This is a genomic window from Mesorhizobium sp. ISC15 (genome assembly GCF_037162615.1).
Taxonomy (GTDB): domain Bacteria; phylum Pseudomonadota; class Alphaproteobacteria; order Rhizobiales; family Rhizobiaceae; genus Mesorhizobium; species Mesorhizobium mediterraneum.
Genome location: NZ_JAVSPX010000001.1, coordinates 2,978,180 through 2,995,308 on the forward strand (window position 1 = coordinate 2,978,180; position 17,129 = coordinate 2,995,308).

At 60.8% G+C, this 17,129-nt stretch carries 17 protein-coding genes; 8 read left to right on the top strand and 9 right to left on the bottom strand.

Annotated features, from left to right (window positions below; translation table 11 throughout):
• Positions 1-44 precede the first annotated feature (44 nt).
• The 9 genes from RPG13_RS14235 to RPG13_RS14275 form a co-directional block, all read right to left on the bottom strand.
• The gene (locus tag RPG13_RS14235; RefSeq protein ID WP_245458253.1) at positions 45-968 is read right to left on the bottom strand and encodes a branched-chain amino acid ABC transporter permease; all 924 of its coding nucleotides are present in this window, start codon (positions 966-968) and stop codon (positions 45-47) included.
• Positions 969-1,027: 59 nt separating this feature from the next.
• Positions 1,028-1,915: a branched-chain amino acid ABC transporter permease gene (locus RPG13_RS14240; protein ID WP_337125346.1), complete on the bottom strand. Its 888-nt coding sequence runs from the start codon at positions 1,913-1,915 to the stop codon at positions 1,028-1,030.
• A gap of 69 nt (positions 1,916-1,984) precedes the next feature.
• Positions 1,985-3,181: an ABC transporter substrate-binding protein gene (locus RPG13_RS14245; RefSeq protein WP_095486285.1), complete on the bottom strand. Its 1,197-nt coding sequence runs from the start codon at positions 3,179-3,181 to the stop codon at positions 1,985-1,987.
• Positions 3,182-3,228: 47 nt separating this feature from the next.
• Positions 3,229-3,975 (bottom strand): ABC transporter ATP-binding protein, encoded by a 747-nt coding sequence (locus RPG13_RS14250; RefSeq protein WP_292501358.1) that lies wholly within the window; start codon positions 3,973-3,975, stop codon positions 3,229-3,231.
• Entirely contained in the window at positions 3,968-4,723 is a 756-nt protein-coding gene (locus RPG13_RS14255) for an ABC transporter ATP-binding protein (RefSeq protein ID WP_292501356.1), read from the bottom strand. The genes RPG13_RS14250 and RPG13_RS14255 overlap by 8 nt, the downstream gene beginning before the upstream one ends.
• Before the next feature lie 701 nt (positions 4,724-5,424).
• The gene (locus RPG13_RS14260; RefSeq protein ID WP_164547015.1) at positions 5,425-5,598 is read right to left on the bottom strand and encodes a hypothetical protein; all 174 of its coding nucleotides are present in this window, start codon (positions 5,596-5,598) and stop codon (positions 5,425-5,427) included.
• 32 nt (positions 5,599-5,630) lie between these two features.
• Positions 5,631-6,758: a WD40 repeat domain-containing protein gene (locus tag RPG13_RS14265; RefSeq protein WP_095486289.1), complete on the bottom strand. Its 1,128-nt coding sequence runs from the start codon at positions 6,756-6,758 to the stop codon at positions 5,631-5,633.
• Positions 6,759-6,772: 14 nt separating this feature from the next.
• A complete protein-coding gene (locus RPG13_RS14270; protein ID WP_095486290.1) occupies positions 6,773-7,084 on the bottom strand; it encodes a hypothetical protein in 312 nt (103 codons plus the stop codon).
• Positions 7,085-7,118: 34 nt separating this feature from the next.
• Positions 7,119-7,571, bottom strand: a complete 453-nt coding sequence (locus RPG13_RS14275) for a hypothetical protein (RefSeq protein ID WP_337125347.1) — start codon at positions 7,569-7,571, stop codon at positions 7,119-7,121.
• Between the two features lie 564 nt (positions 7,572-8,135).
• Between RPG13_RS14275 and RPG13_RS14280 the strand changes: the two genes are divergently transcribed.
• The 8 genes from RPG13_RS14280 (at position 8,136) to RPG13_RS14315 (ending at position 17,111) form a co-directional block, all read left to right on the top strand.
• On the top strand, positions 8,136-9,809 hold the full coding sequence (locus RPG13_RS14280; protein WP_206072969.1) for an aromatic/alkene/methane monooxygenase hydroxylase/oxygenase subunit alpha: 1,674 nt from the start codon (positions 8,136-8,138) through the stop codon (positions 9,807-9,809).
• A gap of 51 nt (positions 9,810-9,860) precedes the next feature.
• On the top strand, positions 9,861-10,922 hold the full coding sequence (locus tag RPG13_RS14285; protein WP_337125348.1) for an NADH:ubiquinone reductase (Na(+)-transporting) subunit F: 1,062 nt from the start codon (positions 9,861-9,863) through the stop codon (positions 10,920-10,922).
• A gap of 49 nt (positions 10,923-10,971) precedes the next feature.
• On the top strand, positions 10,972-12,030 hold the full coding sequence (locus RPG13_RS14290; protein ID WP_337125349.1) for an aromatic/alkene monooxygenase hydroxylase subunit beta: 1,059 nt from the start codon (positions 10,972-10,974) through the stop codon (positions 12,028-12,030).
• 17 nt (positions 12,031-12,047) lie between these two features.
• The gene (locus RPG13_RS14295; RefSeq protein WP_095486293.1) at positions 12,048-12,419 is read left to right on the top strand and encodes an MmoB/DmpM family protein; all 372 of its coding nucleotides are present in this window, start codon (positions 12,048-12,050) and stop codon (positions 12,417-12,419) included.
• Positions 12,420-12,495: 76 nt separating this feature from the next.
• Positions 12,496-13,518, top strand: coding sequence for an amidohydrolase family protein (locus RPG13_RS14300; protein ID WP_095486294.1), 1,023 nt, complete (start codon positions 12,496-12,498; stop codon positions 13,516-13,518).
• 5 nt (positions 13,519-13,523) lie between these two features.
• Positions 13,524-14,321, top strand: coding sequence for an iron-sulfur cluster assembly protein (locus tag RPG13_RS14305; protein ID WP_337125350.1), 798 nt, complete (start codon positions 13,524-13,526; stop codon positions 14,319-14,321).
• 76 nt (positions 14,322-14,397) lie between these two features.
• Positions 14,398-16,029, top strand: a complete 1,632-nt coding sequence (locus RPG13_RS14310) for a molecular chaperone GroEL (protein ID WP_337125351.1) — start codon at positions 14,398-14,400, stop codon at positions 16,027-16,029.
• A gap of 38 nt (positions 16,030-16,067) precedes the next feature.
• Positions 16,068-17,111 (top strand): NAD(P)-dependent alcohol dehydrogenase, encoded by a 1,044-nt coding sequence (locus tag RPG13_RS14315; RefSeq protein WP_337125352.1) that lies wholly within the window; start codon positions 16,068-16,070, stop codon positions 17,109-17,111.
• Positions 17,112-17,129: the final 18 nt, after the last annotated feature.

Consider the following 17,129-nt stretch of genomic DNA (forward strand, 5'->3'; position numbering starts at 1 on the left):
AATCTCGACCGTCGATCAATCGAAATTTAGGTTTCATGACCTGTTCAGAGCGGTTTCCCGATCCATTTTGCCAGGATGCCAACGACGCCCTCCCGGAACAACAGCACTGCGACAACGAAGATGGTGCCCTGGGCGATCGTGACCCAGTCGCCAAATGTCGCGAGGTAATTCTGCATCGTGACGATAACTGCCGCGCCGACGATAGGTCCGAACACCGTGCCCATGCCACCCAAGAGCGTCATCAGCACGACCTCGCCGGACATGGTCCAGTAGACGTCGGTAAGTGACGCCAATTGGAACACGATCGCCTTGGTTGCGCCGGCAACGCCGGCGAGCGCGGCTGACAACACGAATACGGTGAGCTTGTAGCGGTTGACCCGATAGCCCAGCGATATCGCGCGGGGCTCGTTCTCGCGGATCGCCTTCAACACCTGCCCAAACGGCGAATGGATGATCCGGTAGATCAGCAATATGCCGGCGAAAAAGATGGCGAGCACGAAGAAATAGAGCAATTCGTTTGAGCGCAGGTCGATCAGCCCAAACAAATAGCCGCGCGGGACGGCCTGGATGCCGTCCTCACCGCCGGTAAACGCCGCCTGCAGCGAGAAGAAATAGACCATCTGCGCAAAAGCCAGCGTCACCATGGCGAAATAGATGCCGTGGCGGCGAATGGCGAGGGAGCCGATGGCGAGACCGAGCACGGCTGCCACCAACGTGCCCGCGATAATGGCAAGTTCGGGCGTCAAACCCCACACCTTTGCCGCATGGGCCGAGACGTAGCTCGCCATGCCGAAATAGGCAGCGTGGCCAAAGGATAGGAGCCCGCCATAGCCGAGCAACAGGTTGAAGGCGCAGGCAAACAGCGCGAAGCACAGCACCTTCATGACAAAGATCGGATAGAACAGAAAAGGCGCGGCGATGAGGAAGACGAAAAGCGCGGCGAAGATCGCAAGGTGATGGCGTGGCATGCCGGCGGCGCCAACGGACGTGACGGCCGTCATGGCAATCGGGTTGGTGTCGGTTACCATCACGCGCTCCGCCCAAACAGGCCGGCGGGCTTGATCAGCAGCACCAGCGCCATGATGACAAAAATCACCACGGCCGAGCCTTCCGGATAGAACACGCGGGTCAGACCTTCGATCAGCCCAAGCCCGAAGCCGGTGAGGATCGAGCCAAGGATCGAGCCCATGCCGCCGATGACGACGACGGCGAAGACGACGATGATCAGGTCTGCGCCCATGTTCGGATTGACTGCGTATATCGGTGCGGCGAGCACGCCGGCGAAACCGGCGAGCGCGACGCCGAAACCATATGTGAGCGTGACCAGCAGCGGCACGTTGATGCCGAACGCACCGACCATGGTCGGGTTCTCGTTCGCTGCCCTGAGATAGGCGCCAAGTCGGGTCTTTTCGATGATGAACCAGGTCGCGAGGCACACGATGAGTGAGGCCACAATCACCCAGGCGCGCGAATTGGGCAGGTACATGAAGCCGAGATTGTGCCCCCCCGTTAGAAGCGGCGGCGGCGGGTAGGGCAGGCCAGATACGCCGAAAAACTGGCGGAAGAAGCCGACGATGATCAGCGCCAGGCCGAAGGTGAGCAGCAGCCCGTAGAGATGGTCGAGGTGATAGAGCCGTCGGATCAACACGCGCTCGAGCACGATGCCGGTGAGGCCGACGATCGGCGGAACGATGAACACAGCCCACCAGTAACTGACGCCGAGATAGTTGAGCAGCATCCAGGCGCCGAAGGCGCCCAGCATGTACTGCGCACCATGCGTGAAATTGATGATGTTCAAGAGACCGAAGATGACCGCCAGCCCGAGGCTCAAAACCGCATAGAAGGACCCATTGATCAGCCCGAGCAGCAATTGGCCGAACAGGACCTGTGGCGGAATTCCAAGGAGTTCGAACATGGTCGCTCCAGTTGACTTGTCGACGAGAGGACGCGCCGAGCGGTTCGGCGCGTCGTTGGCGAGGCCCGCTTATTTGACGAGCGGACAGCCGCCGTCGGCGAGCGGGCGGAACGCCTTGTCGGCCGGAATGGTGGCCACGGTCTCGAAATAATCCCATGCCCCCTTCGATTGGTCCGGCTTCTTGACGCGGAACAGGTACATCTCGTGCAGCTTGCGCCCGTCCGCGCGGATCGTACCCTTGCCAAACAGCGGATCGTCCGTCGGCATTTCCTTCATCTTGGCCATCACCTTGGCCGCATCCTTGTCGCCAACGGCCTCGACGGCCTTAAGGTAATGCAGCACCGAAGCGTAGACTCCGGCCTCGATCATCGAAGGCTTCTGTCCGCTGTTCCGCTCCTGGAAGCGGGCAGAGAATTCACGCGTCTGATCGTTCTTGTCCCAGTAGAATGCGCCGGTAAGCACGAGGCCTTGCGCCACTTCGAGGCTCAGCGCATGCACGTCATTGATAAACATCAAAAGGGCGGCGAGCGACTGGCCGCCCTGCGTGATGCCGAATTCCGACGCCTGCTTGACCGCGTTGATGGTGTCGCCGCCGGCATTGGCGAGGCCGACGACCTTGGCACCCGACCCTTGCGCCTGCAGCAGGAAGGACGAGAAATCCTGGCCGGGGAAAGGATGACGCACGGCGCCGAGAACCTTGCCGCCCGATGCTTCCACGACCGCCGACGTATCGCGCTCGAGCGCATGGCCGAAGGCATAGTCGGCTGTGACGAAGAACCATGTATCGCCACCCTGCGCGACCATCGCCGAACCCGTGCCGTTGGCAAGCGCCCAGGTGTCGTAGGTCCAGTGGACGGTGTTGGGCGAACAGGCCTTGCCGGTGAGGTCGGACGAGGCCGGACCCGAGGCGAGGAAGATCTTGTTTTTCTCCTTGGTGATCTCGTTGACGGCGAGCGCCACCGACGAGGTTGGCACGTCGGCGATCACGTCGACATTTTCGGTGTCGTACCACTGGCGGGCGATGTTCGAGCCGACGTCCGGCTTGTTCTGGTGGTCCGCGGAGACGATCGATACGTTGATGCCCTTGTCGGTCGCCTTGAAGTCTTCCGCCGCCATCTGGGCCGCGATGACCGAGCCTTCGCCGGCGATGTCTGCATAGATGCCGGAACGGTCATTCAGAACGCCGATCTTGACATCCGTGGCGTAGGCTGCGCCGGCCGACAAAAGGCTCGCCAGTGAAGCCAGAATGAACCCTGTTGCTTTCATCACTACTCTCCTCCGATTGCGGCGCGACGCGCCCGTTGATGGCTGTCTCAGACACCGAGATAGGCGTGCAGCTTGTCAATGTTGGCGTCGAGTTCGCGGTTAGGAATCATGTCGATCACGCGCCCCTGCTCCACCACGTAATGACGGTCCGCGACCAATGCGGCGAAATGAAAATTCTGTTCGACGAGCACGATCGTGAATCCCTCGTCCTTGAGCCGGGCAATGGTGCGGCCGATCTGCTGCACGATGACGGGCGCAAGCCCCTCGGTCGGCTCGTCGAGCAGCAAGAGCTTCGCGCCCGTCCGCAAGATTCGGCCGATGGCCAGCATCTGCTGCTCGCCGCCCGAAAGCTTGGTGCCTTGGCTCGAAAGCCGCTCCTTCAGGTGCGGGAAGAGCTCGAAAATCTGCTCGACGGTGAGCCCGCCGGGGCGCACCTGCGGCGGCAGCATTAAATTCTCCTCGACCGAGAGGCTTGAGAAGATTGCGCGCTCCTCCGGGCAGTAGGCGATGCCCATCCGTGCGATCAACCGCGACGGCAGCTTGATCGTCTCCCGGCCGTCGTAGGTGACCGATCCCGAGCGCTTGGACAGGATGCCCATGACCGCCTTCAGCGTCGTCGTCTTGCCGGCGCCGTTGCGGCCGAGCAGCGTCACCACTTCACCTTCGCCAACCTCGAAACTCAGGCCGTGAAGCACATGGCTCTCGCCGTACCAGCCCTGCAGGCCATCGACACGCAGGAGGGGTCTCTCCGAGGGGGCAGCAGCCGGCCTGCTCGTAAGTCCAACTTCAGACATGTCCGGCCCCGATATAGGCTTCGATAACACGCGGATCTTTGGAAACCGCGGCATAGTCGCCTTCGGCGAGGACTTTGCCGCGCGCGAGCACGGTGATGCGGTTCGACAGCGAGGCTACGACCGACAGATTGTGCTCAACCATCAAAATAGTGCGGTTCTTGGAGATGCGCCGGATCAGCGCCGAGATCCGCTCGATGTCTTCTTGCGCCATGCCGGCCATAGGCTCATCGAGCAGCAGCATTTCAGGGTTCAGCGCCAGCGTCGTCGCGATCTCAAGCGCGCGCTTGCGGCCGTAGGACAGATCGCTAGCGCGGATATCGGAAAACTCGGTCAGGCCGACATCGGCGAGAAGAGCCGCGGCCTCGCTATTGAATGTGGACAGCAGTTTCTCGGAACGCCAGAAATCGAAACTGTCGCCGCGCCGGCGCTGCAGCGCGATGCGGACATTCTCCAGTGCCGTCATGTGCGGAAACACCGCCGATATCTGGAAGGAGCGCACAAGGCCCAGCCGCGCGATGTCGGCTGGCTGCATCCTGGTGATGTCCCGACCCCGGTAGCGGATTGCGCCGCGCGTCGGCTGGAGGAATTTGGTCAGCAAGTTGAAGAGGGTCGTCTTGCCTGCGCCGTTGGGGCCGATCAGCGCGTGGATCGATCCTCGCTCGACCGTCAGGTCGACATTATTGACAGCGACGAAACCCTTAAATTCCTTAGTCAATCCCACTGCTTCGAGGATCGCTCCGGAATTCATGCGCGGGAGCCTTCGCCGGTCATCGGCGTGAAACGTGGAACCGCGCTGCGAGGCTGTCCGCCCCCAGGGTGACTTCCATGGTTTCCTCCCGTGGCACTCCCACCCGCAACAAACGACCTAATGCACATCGCGTCAAGGCTGCAATTTTTCAGAAGGCTCGAACTTCGTGAAACGCTCAGTCACTGTCCTTGGCACAGGATTGCCTGGAGAAGCTGGCGAGCGGTTGGTATCACATCCGATCGGGAGGCAAATTGACCGCAGTCAACCTCGATATCCCGATCTCATCCGCGACGCGCTAGTGCGGGGTTAAGTCCAATGATGCCATTGAGAGCCTTCTGGTTCGGATCGTTCGCCTGCACCGCCGCAGCATCAATGTCGAAAACGTAGCAAATCCAGCTCAGTCGCTGGCGATCGTGCGATGTGGGCCTTGGACAGCACGGCTGCGGTCACGCGCCTATCAGCATCAAGCCCATTACCGATCGTGCGACATTGGCCGCAGGAAAGGGCTCGACGTTATCAAATCCAAGTGCGCTACGTGATCCGTAACTAAGATATAAATTCCATTGATATGGAATGTAGCGCGCGGGCATGGCGTGTTGGGAGTCAGCGAGTGTCTCGCAATCAAGACGCCCGCAAGCCATGGCCTCGCCTGAAGCTCCTTCGAAGCTATGGCTTACGAGCGAAACTGGTTGGTCAGGAGCCTAGTTGGTCTTCAACTGGCCGACACGGTTTTCGGCAATCCAGCGGGCGGCAAGCACCAATGCTCCCATACTGAAATCCTTGCCATGCTTGGCCACCATTTCTTCCGACAGTTTGGCGAGCCGGTCGAAAAATTCGTCCTTGCTCTCGTCCTCGGGGGTGGGTTCGGTTTGCATTTGGTGCTCCTGTTGCATGCGGCCTGCCTTTGCTATTTGAACATCGACGCGGGAAAGGTGACGATCGCGGCGGTGCCGTCGACGGTGCCCACCGCCAGGTGCTGTCCGTCACTGGACCAGGCAAGCGCGGTCACCGCGCTGCCCAGGGGTCTGACGAGGAGTTCGTCCCGCGCGCCGATCTGGGCGATGGTGATCCGACCGTTGGCATAGCCGGCCGCAATCAGTTTTTTCTCCGGGTGCGCAGCCACTGTCTCGACCGGAACCAGCCCGGCGCGACCAGTCTCCAGCGCGCCGGAGATTTCGCCGTCAAGTGGCGGCGCGGTCATCGACCAGCCGGCGATCCGGAAGGCGCCCGATGCAAACAGCGCATTCTCCGGCAGGCTCCAGCACACCGTCCGGACCGGGGATGGAAATCCCGCGATAATGCCAGTGCGGCCATCGGCTATGCACACCAGGGCAAAGCCTCCGGCTTCGAGCCCACAGGCCAGCCAGGTGCCGTCGCCACTCCAGCGGATCGATATCGGACGCGCTGAAAAGGCGATATCGCGTATCAGGGTGGTGTCGCCATCGACCATCCAGATCGACAATCCGTCGTCCAGGCTATGGGCGAGGCGCCTTCCGCCTGGCGAAAAGGCAAGCGCATCCGTGGACGGTGTCGTACCGTGTCGCAGTCGCACCGCATCGCCTTGGCCTCGTGCCAGGAAGACATCCTGCCCGTTGCTGACGGCTGTGATGGCTGTGCGGGGGCTGTGGTCGACGGCGACGACCGGCCCGTCGATCTTGACCAGCGTCTCCATCACATTGCCGTCCGCGGCCAGATGCACCGCTTCGCCAGCCGCCGTTCCAACGAGGAAGCCGGAGGAAAGGTAGTTGGCGAGCGGAACGTCGCCATCTCCCAACACAGCAGTGGCTATCAATGGCAACGGAAATTTTTCCCTTGGGCGGATCGTCGTCTGGCCGAGATCGCCGCTCACCCTGATCCGCGACTGCGGCGGTTCCTGGTCGGCGACCGCGGCTATGGCGACCGTTCCATCGACGCAGGCGAAGGCGACAGTCGAGTCATCGGCGCTAAAGCGCAGATCGGCGATCGCCGACGGACGACGCCAGCTTCTCGCCAGCAGGTCGAACAAGGTCAGGTTCTGTATCGCGTGCTGGTTCATGGCGATTCCCTTCGTCAGTTTCCATCCGTCGCCGCGAGGCTGCGATCGACGTCCTCGACGTCACCTTCCGCGGCGACGATGCTGTCCTCACATGCCGCGCATTCGTGCATGACTGCCGCGGCTTTCTCCTGCGCTTCATGCAAGTCCCGCACCAGTTGCGCGCTGACGCCGTTCCTGCCGATTTCGAGTTCCAGGCGCAGCACTTCCATCTCGATACCGGCGCGTTTCTGATTGAGCCGCAGCGCCTCGGCAGTGAGCGCGGAGACGTTGGCGACGAGATCGAGCCGGCGGGCGAGCAACGCGTCACGCCTGGTAGTTTGGCCCATCGGGTCCTCCTGTCATTTTTCGCCCAGCCATCGGTCAGGCTGGCTTTTCGAAAGCCGACAGCAATTTGGGCAATGTTCCGGCCTGCGAATGGAACTGTCTTTCAGCCGTTTCGATGTGGCTCTTGAGCTGATCCCAGATGTCGACCCGGATCATCGAAGTCGTATCGCCGGTGAGGCGCTCGATCTCGTCGACGCGGAACTGGCGTGACAGCGAAACGCCGGAAAACACGAATTCCCGCAACAGAATCGCGTGGTTCTCGATGAACAGATGGATCATCGGATGCGTTTCCGTGGTGACGCCGCCGGCGGCAAGCTCGGCCCGGATGAAGTCCTGGAAGTGGCTCTGGAGGCGATGTTGGCTCTCGCCCATGAAGCGCATCACAAAGACCAGATCGCGGGGCATCAGCCTGACAAGTTCGCTGGTGACGCCATCGGCTTGGCTGGACATTGGCTCGGTCGGTCTTCGGCTGTCTTTATCGTTCGGCACGGTCTCTCTCCAGCGCGAGGCCCGTCCATGGGCCGTCGCCTTCAAATAGTAGAGAAAGACGAATAATTGAATAGATGATATTTGTTTTCGAACTTGCTGCATCTGCGAACTAGACGTATTGCAATTGCGAATAGATATTAGATATTACAGGCGTACGTTACAAATGTAAAAGAACGTTACATTTGGCTATCTGCCGTATGCCGAAAGAGCAGCGATTTTGTTTTGAGCCCTTGCCATGGGTGCTATTTTCAAATTGGCACGGCGCTTGCTTTGTACATTTCCACAAGAAGCCCATCGCGCTTTGACGCGGTGCCAAAAGAACGAAGGAACGGAGGAAGCAGGGACAAGTCACGTCCGCTTCGATACGCCCATCGCACATGCGGTTGGCGCCGCGGGCCCTGCCAGCCGCCTAACACCTTTGCCGCGATCCACTTGAACGGCCGGACCATGAGTCGCGCCTGATGCGCAACCCTTTGTCGTGCCGCTCGCATTCTCACTGGCGGTGCTGTGCCGCCGCTTCATGCCGGGGTCAAGGGACCTGCGGCTCAAACCTGGTGGAGGCTTATGACCATGACGTCTCTGACGCTCAACAAGATTACCTCGCAACGCGGAATCTCCGTGGGCGAGGCAACCAAGAAGATTGCCGATCTCGGCTGGAACCCTTCCTACGTCCAGGAAGCGATGACGTTTCCGACGGACTACAAGATCAACAAGACGCCGCGCGACCCGATGAAACAGGTTCTGCGATCCTACTTCCCGATGCAGGAAGAGAAGGACAATCGTGTCTACGGTGCGCTCGACGCGGCGTTGCGCGGCGACATGTTCCGCAATGTGGAACCGCGCTGGGTCGAGTGGATGAAACTCTTCCTTGCGATCATTCCGTTCCCGGAAATTTCTGCTGCCCGCTCGATGGCGATGGTCGCCCGTATCGCGCCGGGCGAGGAGCTCAGAACCGGCTTCACCATGCAGATGATCGACGAGTTCCGCCACTCGACAATCCAGATGAACCTGAAGAAATGGTACATGGAAAACTACATCGATCCGGCCGGCTTCGACATCACCGAGGAAGCCTTCGGAAAATGCTACGCCACGACCATCGGCCGGCAGTTCGCGGAAGGCTTCATCACCGGCGACACCATGACCGCCGCCTGCATGTACCTGACCGTGGTCGCCGAGACCGCCTTCACCAACACGCTGTTTGTCGCCATGCCTTCGGAAGCCGCCCGTAACGGCGACTATGCGCTGCCGACCGTTTTTTTGTCGGTCCAGTCCGATGAGAGCCGGCATATCGGCAATGGCCATTCGCTGCTGATGGCGGCGCTCAAGGAGCCGGAAAACCACCTGCTGCTCGAGCGCGACCTGCGCTACGCCTTCTGGCAAAACCACGCGATCGTCGATGCAGCCATCGGCACCTTCATCGAATACGGCACCACCAACCGCGACAAGAACAAGGAGTCCTACGCGGAAATGTGGCACCGCTGGATCTATGAGGACTACTACCGCACCTACATGCTGCCGCTCGAGAAATACGGCATCAAGGTCCATCACGACGACGTCCAGGCGGCCTGGGAACGCATCACCAAGAAGAACTACGTCCACAAGGTCGGACAGTTCTTCGCGGTCGGCTGGCCGGTCAATTTCTGGCGTATCGAAGCCCAGACCGACAAGGACTTCGAGTGGTTCGAGCATAAGTATCCGGGCTGGTATGCCGAGTTCGGCGATTTCTGGAAATGGTACGCCAAGCTTAGCCACAAGGGCGAGAAGGTGCTGCTCTTCAACAGCGACGTGGGCTACGTCTATCCACACCGCTGCTGGTCCTGCCTTGTTCCCTGCCTGATCCGCGAAGACATGGTGGTCGGCGAGATCGACGGCCAGTTGCACACCTTCGCCCACGAACTCGACAAGTGGACCGCGACCGTGGCCTTCGCCGACGAGTATGAGGGCCGTCCGACACCCGCGATGGGCCGCTTCAGCGGCAAGCGCGAATGGGAGACGCTCTATGACGGCTGGGATTTGGCCGATGCCATCAAGGACCTGAACTTCGTCCGCTCCGATGGCAAGACGCTCGTACCGCAGCCGCATATGCGCTTCGACGACAAGGAGATGTGGACGTTGGACGACGTGCGCGGCAACACGCTGGGATCGCCGTTGAACGCGCTCCGCGGCATGACGCCGGAAGGACGCGCGCAGCACCTGGCAGACTACGCCAAGGGCTTCACCATCAATCCCTGCAACTGATCAGGCCAAGGGGGCGGGTTCGTCCCGCCCTCTCTTTCATTGGAGGTCCGTATGTCGGAAACCCACACGGTCAGGCTCAGCCCAGTCGGCGTCGAATTCGACGTCGAGCATGGCGAGACGGTGCTCAACGCCGCTTTCCGCCAGGGCATCGCCCTGCCGCACGGCTGCAAGGAAGGGCAATGCTCGGCCTGCAAGAGCGTGTTGCTCGATGGCGAAGTCGACATGCTCAAATACTCGACCTTCGCACTGAACGACATGGAGAAGGAGAGCGGCCACGTCCTTTTGTGCCGCTGCATCGCCTACTCCGATCTGGAAGTCGAGCTTCTCAACTACGACGAGGAGATTTTGACGAAAGCGATCGCCGTGAAGACGTTCAAGGGCCGGATTGCTCTGATCGAGCACCTGACCCACGACATTCGCGGCATCGAGATCGAACTCGGCTCGCCGATAAAGTTCTGGGCGGGGCAATATGTCGACATCACGGTTACCACGGAAAAGGGGGAGACGATTACGCGCTCGTTCTCCATGGCAAATACGCCGGACCAAACCCAAAAACTCTGCTTCATCATCAAAAAATACCCCGAGGGAAAGTTCTCCGGAGAACTCGATTCCGGAGGAATCAAGCTCGGAGCCGAAGTCACCGTCGTCGGACCCTACGGAACCTGTTTCCGACGCGACGAACGGCAAGGACCCCTGATCCTGGTCGGCGCCGGATCGGGCATGTCGCCGATCTGGTCGATCCTCAACGACCATCTGAAGAGCGGCGAGAAACGCCCTGTCTATTTCTTCTACGGTGCCAGGACGCGCAACGACCTGTTCTATCTCGACAGGATCGCCGAGCTGATCGGTCAGCATTCGGATGTCACTTTCATTCCCGTGCTGTCGCACGCGACAGACGACGCCGAATGGGAAGGCGAACGCGGTTTCGTGCACCAGAGTGTCGACGCCAAGCTCAAGCAATTGGCGGTCGACGGACAGGGCGATGTCCATGCCTGTGGCCCGCCACCGATGATCGATGCGCTTCAGCCGGTTCTGTTCATGAACGGGTTCGAGACGGAGCGGATCTTCTTCGACAAGTTCACCACATCGGCAGGTGCAACACCGGCCCACTGAGGGGCGGCAACGCAACTGCAACCACAACTGCAACAAGGGAGTGAAGACTATGCCAGCTACCTCGAGTTCAGTCGGGTCCGGAGCCGCCGGCGCGGCGATCTTTGCCGACTCCGACAGCCGGAAGTACCGGTATTTCGACCCGAAGGGCCAGCGCGCCACCCACTATGAGGACATGACAGTCGACGTGCAGCCTGACCCGGAGCGTTACCTGATCCAGGACTGGATCATCTCTTTTGCCGACGGCAAGGGCGCTTATGTCAAGCAGAACACCGCCGCTCAGAGCTCCAACTGGCATGCCTTCCGCGCCCCCGATCAGGAGTGGGAACGCACGCACTACCAACGCCAGTCGAAAATCGAGACGATGGTACAGAGCGTCATCAACAACGCCCGCAAGTCGGGGGCGCCTAAGACATTCGACAAGGCCTGGATCAAGATTCTGCAGACGCAGCTCGGCGCCTGGAAGCACGCCGAATTCGGGCTCGGCACCTCGTTGATGCAGGCGCAGCGCTACGGCTACACCCAGATGATCAACAACGCCACGCTGACCAACTCGTCTTACAAGCTGCGGCTTGCCCAGGACATCACGCTCTACCTTGCCGAGATCGGCATGGACCTTCCCGGCTGGGACGACGAACTCGGCAAGACGGCCTGGCTCGAGGACAACAACTGGCAAGGCACCCGCGAAGCGGTCGAGACCATCATGGGCGCGACCGACTATCTCGAACAGTACTTCGCCATCAACATCGTCTTCGAACCGCTGGTCGGGGAAGCATTCCGCTCAGGCTTCCTGATGCAGATCGCCGCCGCAAACCACGACTTCATCACGCCTGCGGTGATCTCGGCAGCCGAGGCCGACTACGAGCGCAATCTCGCCAACACGATCGACCTCATGCACATGCTCGCCAACGACGAGAAGCATGGCGCGGCGAACAAGAAGCTCTTCCAGGGCTGGGTCAAGAAGCACGGCGCGCTCGCCGACAAGGCAGCCATCGGCCTGCAGCCGATCTGGTCGATGCCGCATTCAAAGCCGGTCGCTTTCTCGGATGTCTGTGCCAAGTCCGAGGAACGGATTGATCAGATACTCGGCGAACTTGGCCTCAAGCGCTGACACAGGGAGAAACTGCCATGTCAACTGCAGCACGCGACGCATCGCAATCCAACATTTTCAGGTCGATGAAGGACATCACCTTCGAACAGACGATTTCGCACCAGTGCGGCGTCACCATGAACGACTCGGTGGAAGCCAGGGCCATCGCTGAATTCATGGGCTTGAAGCCGAACGTAACGGTTACCTACCAACCGGCGATGATCCGCATCGATGGCACCGGCAAGCTGATCTTCAAGATGGACGAGATCAGCGAATATCTCGGCCGCGAGATGACGGCGGAAACCTTCGAGGTCAACAGCTCGACCCACTACGGACGGATGGTGCGCATCGACGACAACACCGTGATCCTGTTCGGCAACATGGATGAGATGTTCGAATACATCGAATAGACGCTCCAGAAAATCAGGCGCGCCGCCTGGCTGCGGCGCGCCGAACCGATCAATCGCAGATCTTGTGGAGGTAGAAATGTTTAGAACACCAGAAGGCAAGGATATTTTCATTGTCGATGGCCATACCCATTTCTGGGACGGCAGCCCGGAGAACCAGAAAAATATCCACGGCAAGCAGTTCATCGAGTGCTTCTATGCCTATCACACCGGGCTGAGCCCCAAGGACCAGCTGTGGGAGAAGAGCAAGTTCGAGAAGTACAGCGCCGACGATCTCTATCGCGACCTGTTCATCGACGGCCCCGATGATGTGGCGATCGTCCAGTCGACCTATCTCAAGGACTTCTACAAGAACGGCTTCAACACGATCGAGCGCAACGCCGAGGTGGCCAAGCTCTATCCCGAACGGTTCATCGTCAACGGCGCCTTCGATCCGCGCGATGGTGAGAAGGCGCTTGAGTACATCCACTTCCTCAAGGAGACCTACGACGTCAAGGGCGTGAAGATGTACACGGCCGAATGGAACGGGGCTTCCAAGGGCTGGAAGCTCACGGATCCCGATGCCTACAAATGCTTCGAACTCTGCGACAAACTCGGCATCAGGAATATCCATGTCCACAAAGGGCCGACAATCCTGCCGCTCAGCAAGGATGCGTTCGACGTGCATGACGTCGACCATGCGGCGACTGACTTCCAGGGCCTCAACTGGATCATCGAGCATTGCGGCCTGCCGCGCCTCGACGATTTCTGCTGGATCGCAACGCAAGAAACCAACGTCTATGGTGGGCTTGCGGTAGCGCTGCCCTTCATCCATTCGCGCCCGCGCTATTTCGGCGAGGTCATCGCCGAACTGCTTTTCTGGATCGGCCCGGAAAAAATCCTTTTCGGTTCCGACTACGCGATCTGGACGCCGCGCTGGCTGGTCGAGAAGTTCTGGGCCTATCAGATCCCAGAGGACATCGCCGCCGAACGCGGTGTGCAACTGACCGACGAGATCAAGGAGAAGATCCTGGGCCTCAATGCGGCGCGTCTCTACAACATCGACATCGAAGCCAAGAAGACGGCGCTCGCCAGTTCGCCCTTCAGCATCGCGGCGGAGTAGGGGCCATGGCAACTGCCAGCCTTTCCGGCAACCGCGAGAAGGAACTCTGGCGGCGCCTTGGTGAGGTCAACGACCCGGAGCTCGACGAACCGATTACCGAGATGGGCTTCGTCGAGCGGGCCGAAATGACGAGCGATGGCAGTGTGGAGATCGACCTCCGCCTGCCGACCTACTGGTGCTCGCCCAACTTCGCGTTCCTCATGCTGGACGGCGTCCGCAAGGCGCTCGACCAGCTCTCCTGGGCGCCGGCCTATCGCGTCAAGCTGCACGATCACATGTTCGCGGAAGAGGTCAATCGCGGCATGGAAGCCGGCAAGACATTCGGCGATGTCTTCGCCGTACTTGCCGAGGATCAGGATCTTGGCGGCTTGCGTGAGACCTTCAGGATGAAGGCGTTCAAGCGGCGCCAGGAGGCGGTCCTGCGCGGCCTGCGGCAGCACGGCCTGACCGATCGAGAGATCCTCGGCATGGACCTGCCGGCATATGACGTCGCACGGTTCGAACCGGGCGAGGCGGCCAAACAGAAGCCGAGATACAGGGCGGCTCTGCTTGAGCGTTTTCCCGACCGCCAGGCGGATGATCCTGTCTTCGTGACTTGGGAAGGCCAGAAAATACCACCTGCGGCGCTCGGTGCCCATCTCGCCGAACTGCGCGGCGTACGCATCAACATGGAGTTCAACGGCGCGCTGTGCCGTGGGCTCAAGCAGACCAGATACAAGGAACTGGATGTGGTCGACGGCGAACCGACGCTGGTCGATTTCATCATGGATCGCGTGCCGGCACGAACCGCGCCGACCGCCTGAAGCAGAGCTGAAACAACGGCCTCCCTCGCACGAGGCCCCTAACCAACAACCCGCCCGTAAGGCGGAAGGAGAAACCATGCCCAAAATAATGCTTCACAATTCCGAAGCGCGCCGTGCACTTGCCCGTGGTGTCTTTCGGCTGGCCGCTGCCGTCGAGCCGACACTCGGCCCCAAAGGCATGAACGCCATGATCGACCGGCCGATCGGCACGCCGATGGTGACCCGTGACGGCGTCAGCATTGCCTCCGAGATCGAATTGCACGACCGTTTCGAAAACATGGGCGCGCAGGTCGTGCGCGAAGTGTCGATGCAGACCAATGAGGTCGCCGGCGACGGCACCACGACTGCCATCGTGCTCGCCAATGCGCTCATCCAGGGCGGTGTGGAGGCGAATGAACGAGGTGCGAAACCCGTCGATCTCTGCAAGGGCATCGATCTTGCCGTGGCAGCGGTGGTGGCGGCGCTCAAGGCTTCGGCCAAGCCCGCCAAGGGCAACGGCATTCTCGCTTCGGTCGCCAACATTGCGGCGACCGATACCAAGCTTGGCGCGCTGGTGGCGGAAGCCCATCAGCGGGTAGGGGCCGAAGGCGTCATCACCACTGACTTCAGCGTGACGACCGAGACCACGCTGGATGTGGTCGAGGGCATGTCCTTCGAACGCGGCTATCTTTCGCACCACATGGTCACCGATCAAGAGAAGATGGAGGCTGTTCTCGAACGACCCTACATCCTGATGACCGATCTCAAGATCAAGGAGCCTGAGGCGCTGGATGCGGCTCGTCGCATTGCCGACGAGGCCGGTCGGCCGCTGCTGATCGTGTCCGAGGAAATGTCGCCGGAAGTTGTGGTAACTCTGCTCGGCAAGCACGGACCGGGAAAATACCTCGTGGTCCATCCGCCGGAATATGGCCATTGGCGCAAGGCGATGATGGAGGATCTGGCGATCATCACCGGCGGCAAGGTGATCGCGCGCGACCTCGGCGGCCGGCTGGAGGACATCACCGCCGACGATCTTGGAACGGCTGACCGGGTGAAGACCAGTTCATCCTATACCTCGATCATCCGCGGGGGCGGCGACCATGCGGCAGTCGCATCGCGCCGCGCCCAGGTGCAGCGGCAGTATGAAGCCTCGCCGCCGAACATCGACCAGGACAAGTTGCGCGAACGCCTGGCCAAGCTCTCTGGTGGCACCGCGATCCTTAATGCCGGCGGTGTAACGCCGGTCGAGCAGAAGCGAACCATACAGCTTATCGAGGATTCGCTGAATGCGGTGCGCGCCGCATGCGAAGAGGGCGTGGTTGCCGGTGGCGGCTCGGCGCTTGCCCAGATCGCACCGCTGCTCGACAAGGTGGCGGCCGGCGTCGACGGCGATGTCGCCGAAGGCGTGCGACTAGTGCGGTCGGTGCTGTCGCGGCCGCTGTGGCGTATCGCCGCCAATGCCGGCGCCGATCCCGAGGCAGTCGTGGCGGAAGTCACGCGCATCAACGGCGGCTACGGCTACAACGCTTCTGTCGGCAGCTACCAGAACATGTTCGAGGCAGGGATCATCGATCCGGTCCGCGTCACCTACACAGCACTCGCCAACGCAGCTTCGGTGGCGACGCTGATCCTGACCACCGAAACGCTGATTGGTCATCTCGCCGAGGACGAGGACCCGACGGCCGGACCGGCGCGCGGCGGCGGCTCTGAGAAGCTCGGCCGCGCCTGAAGCAATCCGAACAATCTCGACGTTGAAAGGACACAGGCATGAAAGCCGCCAGACTGTACGAATACGATCCGCAGATGAACGTCCAGCTCAAGATCGAGGAGGTCAAGGCACCGACCATCACTGCTCCCGACGAGGTGATCGTGCGGGTGGGTGCCGCCGGCCTGTGCCGCACCGACCTTCACATCATCGAAGGTGTGTGGAAGCCGACCATGGACCCCGAAGGCACGCTGTTGCCCTACATCATGGGCCACGAGAATGCCGGCTGGGTCGAGGAGGTCGGCAGCGGCGTCAGATCGGTCAAGCGCGGCGACGCGGTGATCTGTCACCCGTTTCGCTCGTGCGGCATCTGCCTCAATTGCCGCCATGGCGAGGACATGTACTGCGACAATGGCCAGTTTCCCGGCCTTGGCATGAATGGCGGCTTCGCCGAATATTTCATCACCAGCGAGCGTTCGCTGATCAAGCTGAACGCCAACGTCACGCCGATCGAGGTGGCGCCGCTGGCCGATGCCGGCATCACTGCCTACCGCGCCGCCAAACGCGCCGCGAAGTTGCTCAGGCCAGGGAGTTACTGCGTCCTGCTCGGCATAGGCGGGCTTGGCCATATCGCGCTGCAATCGCTGCACGCGATTTCGGGTTGCCGCATCATCGCAGTCGATCGCGAGCCGGCGGCCCAGGTGCTGGCCAAGGACCTCGGCGCCGACTTTGTCCTCGATGGCGGGCCGAATGTCGTCGAGGAGGTCAGCCAGATCACCGGCGGCGGCGCCCATGTGGTCATCGACTTCGTCGGCGAACTCGGTGTCGAGAACATCTGCTGGAAGATGGTGCGCAAGGGCGGCCAATTGTTCGTCGTCGGCTATGGCGGCACGGTCAACGTGCCGACCGCGCATCTGGTCATCGAGGAGATCAACATCGGCGGCAGCCTCGTCGGCAACTTCACCGAGCTTGTCGAACTGATGGAGTTGAACGCCGATGGCAAGGTGAAGATGCATTACAATGAATACAACCTCGCAAGCATTAACACCGCGCTCGACGATTTCAAGAACCGCCGGTTCACCGGCCGCGGCGTCATCGTGCCGTGAAGCGTCTGGGTCGGGCCT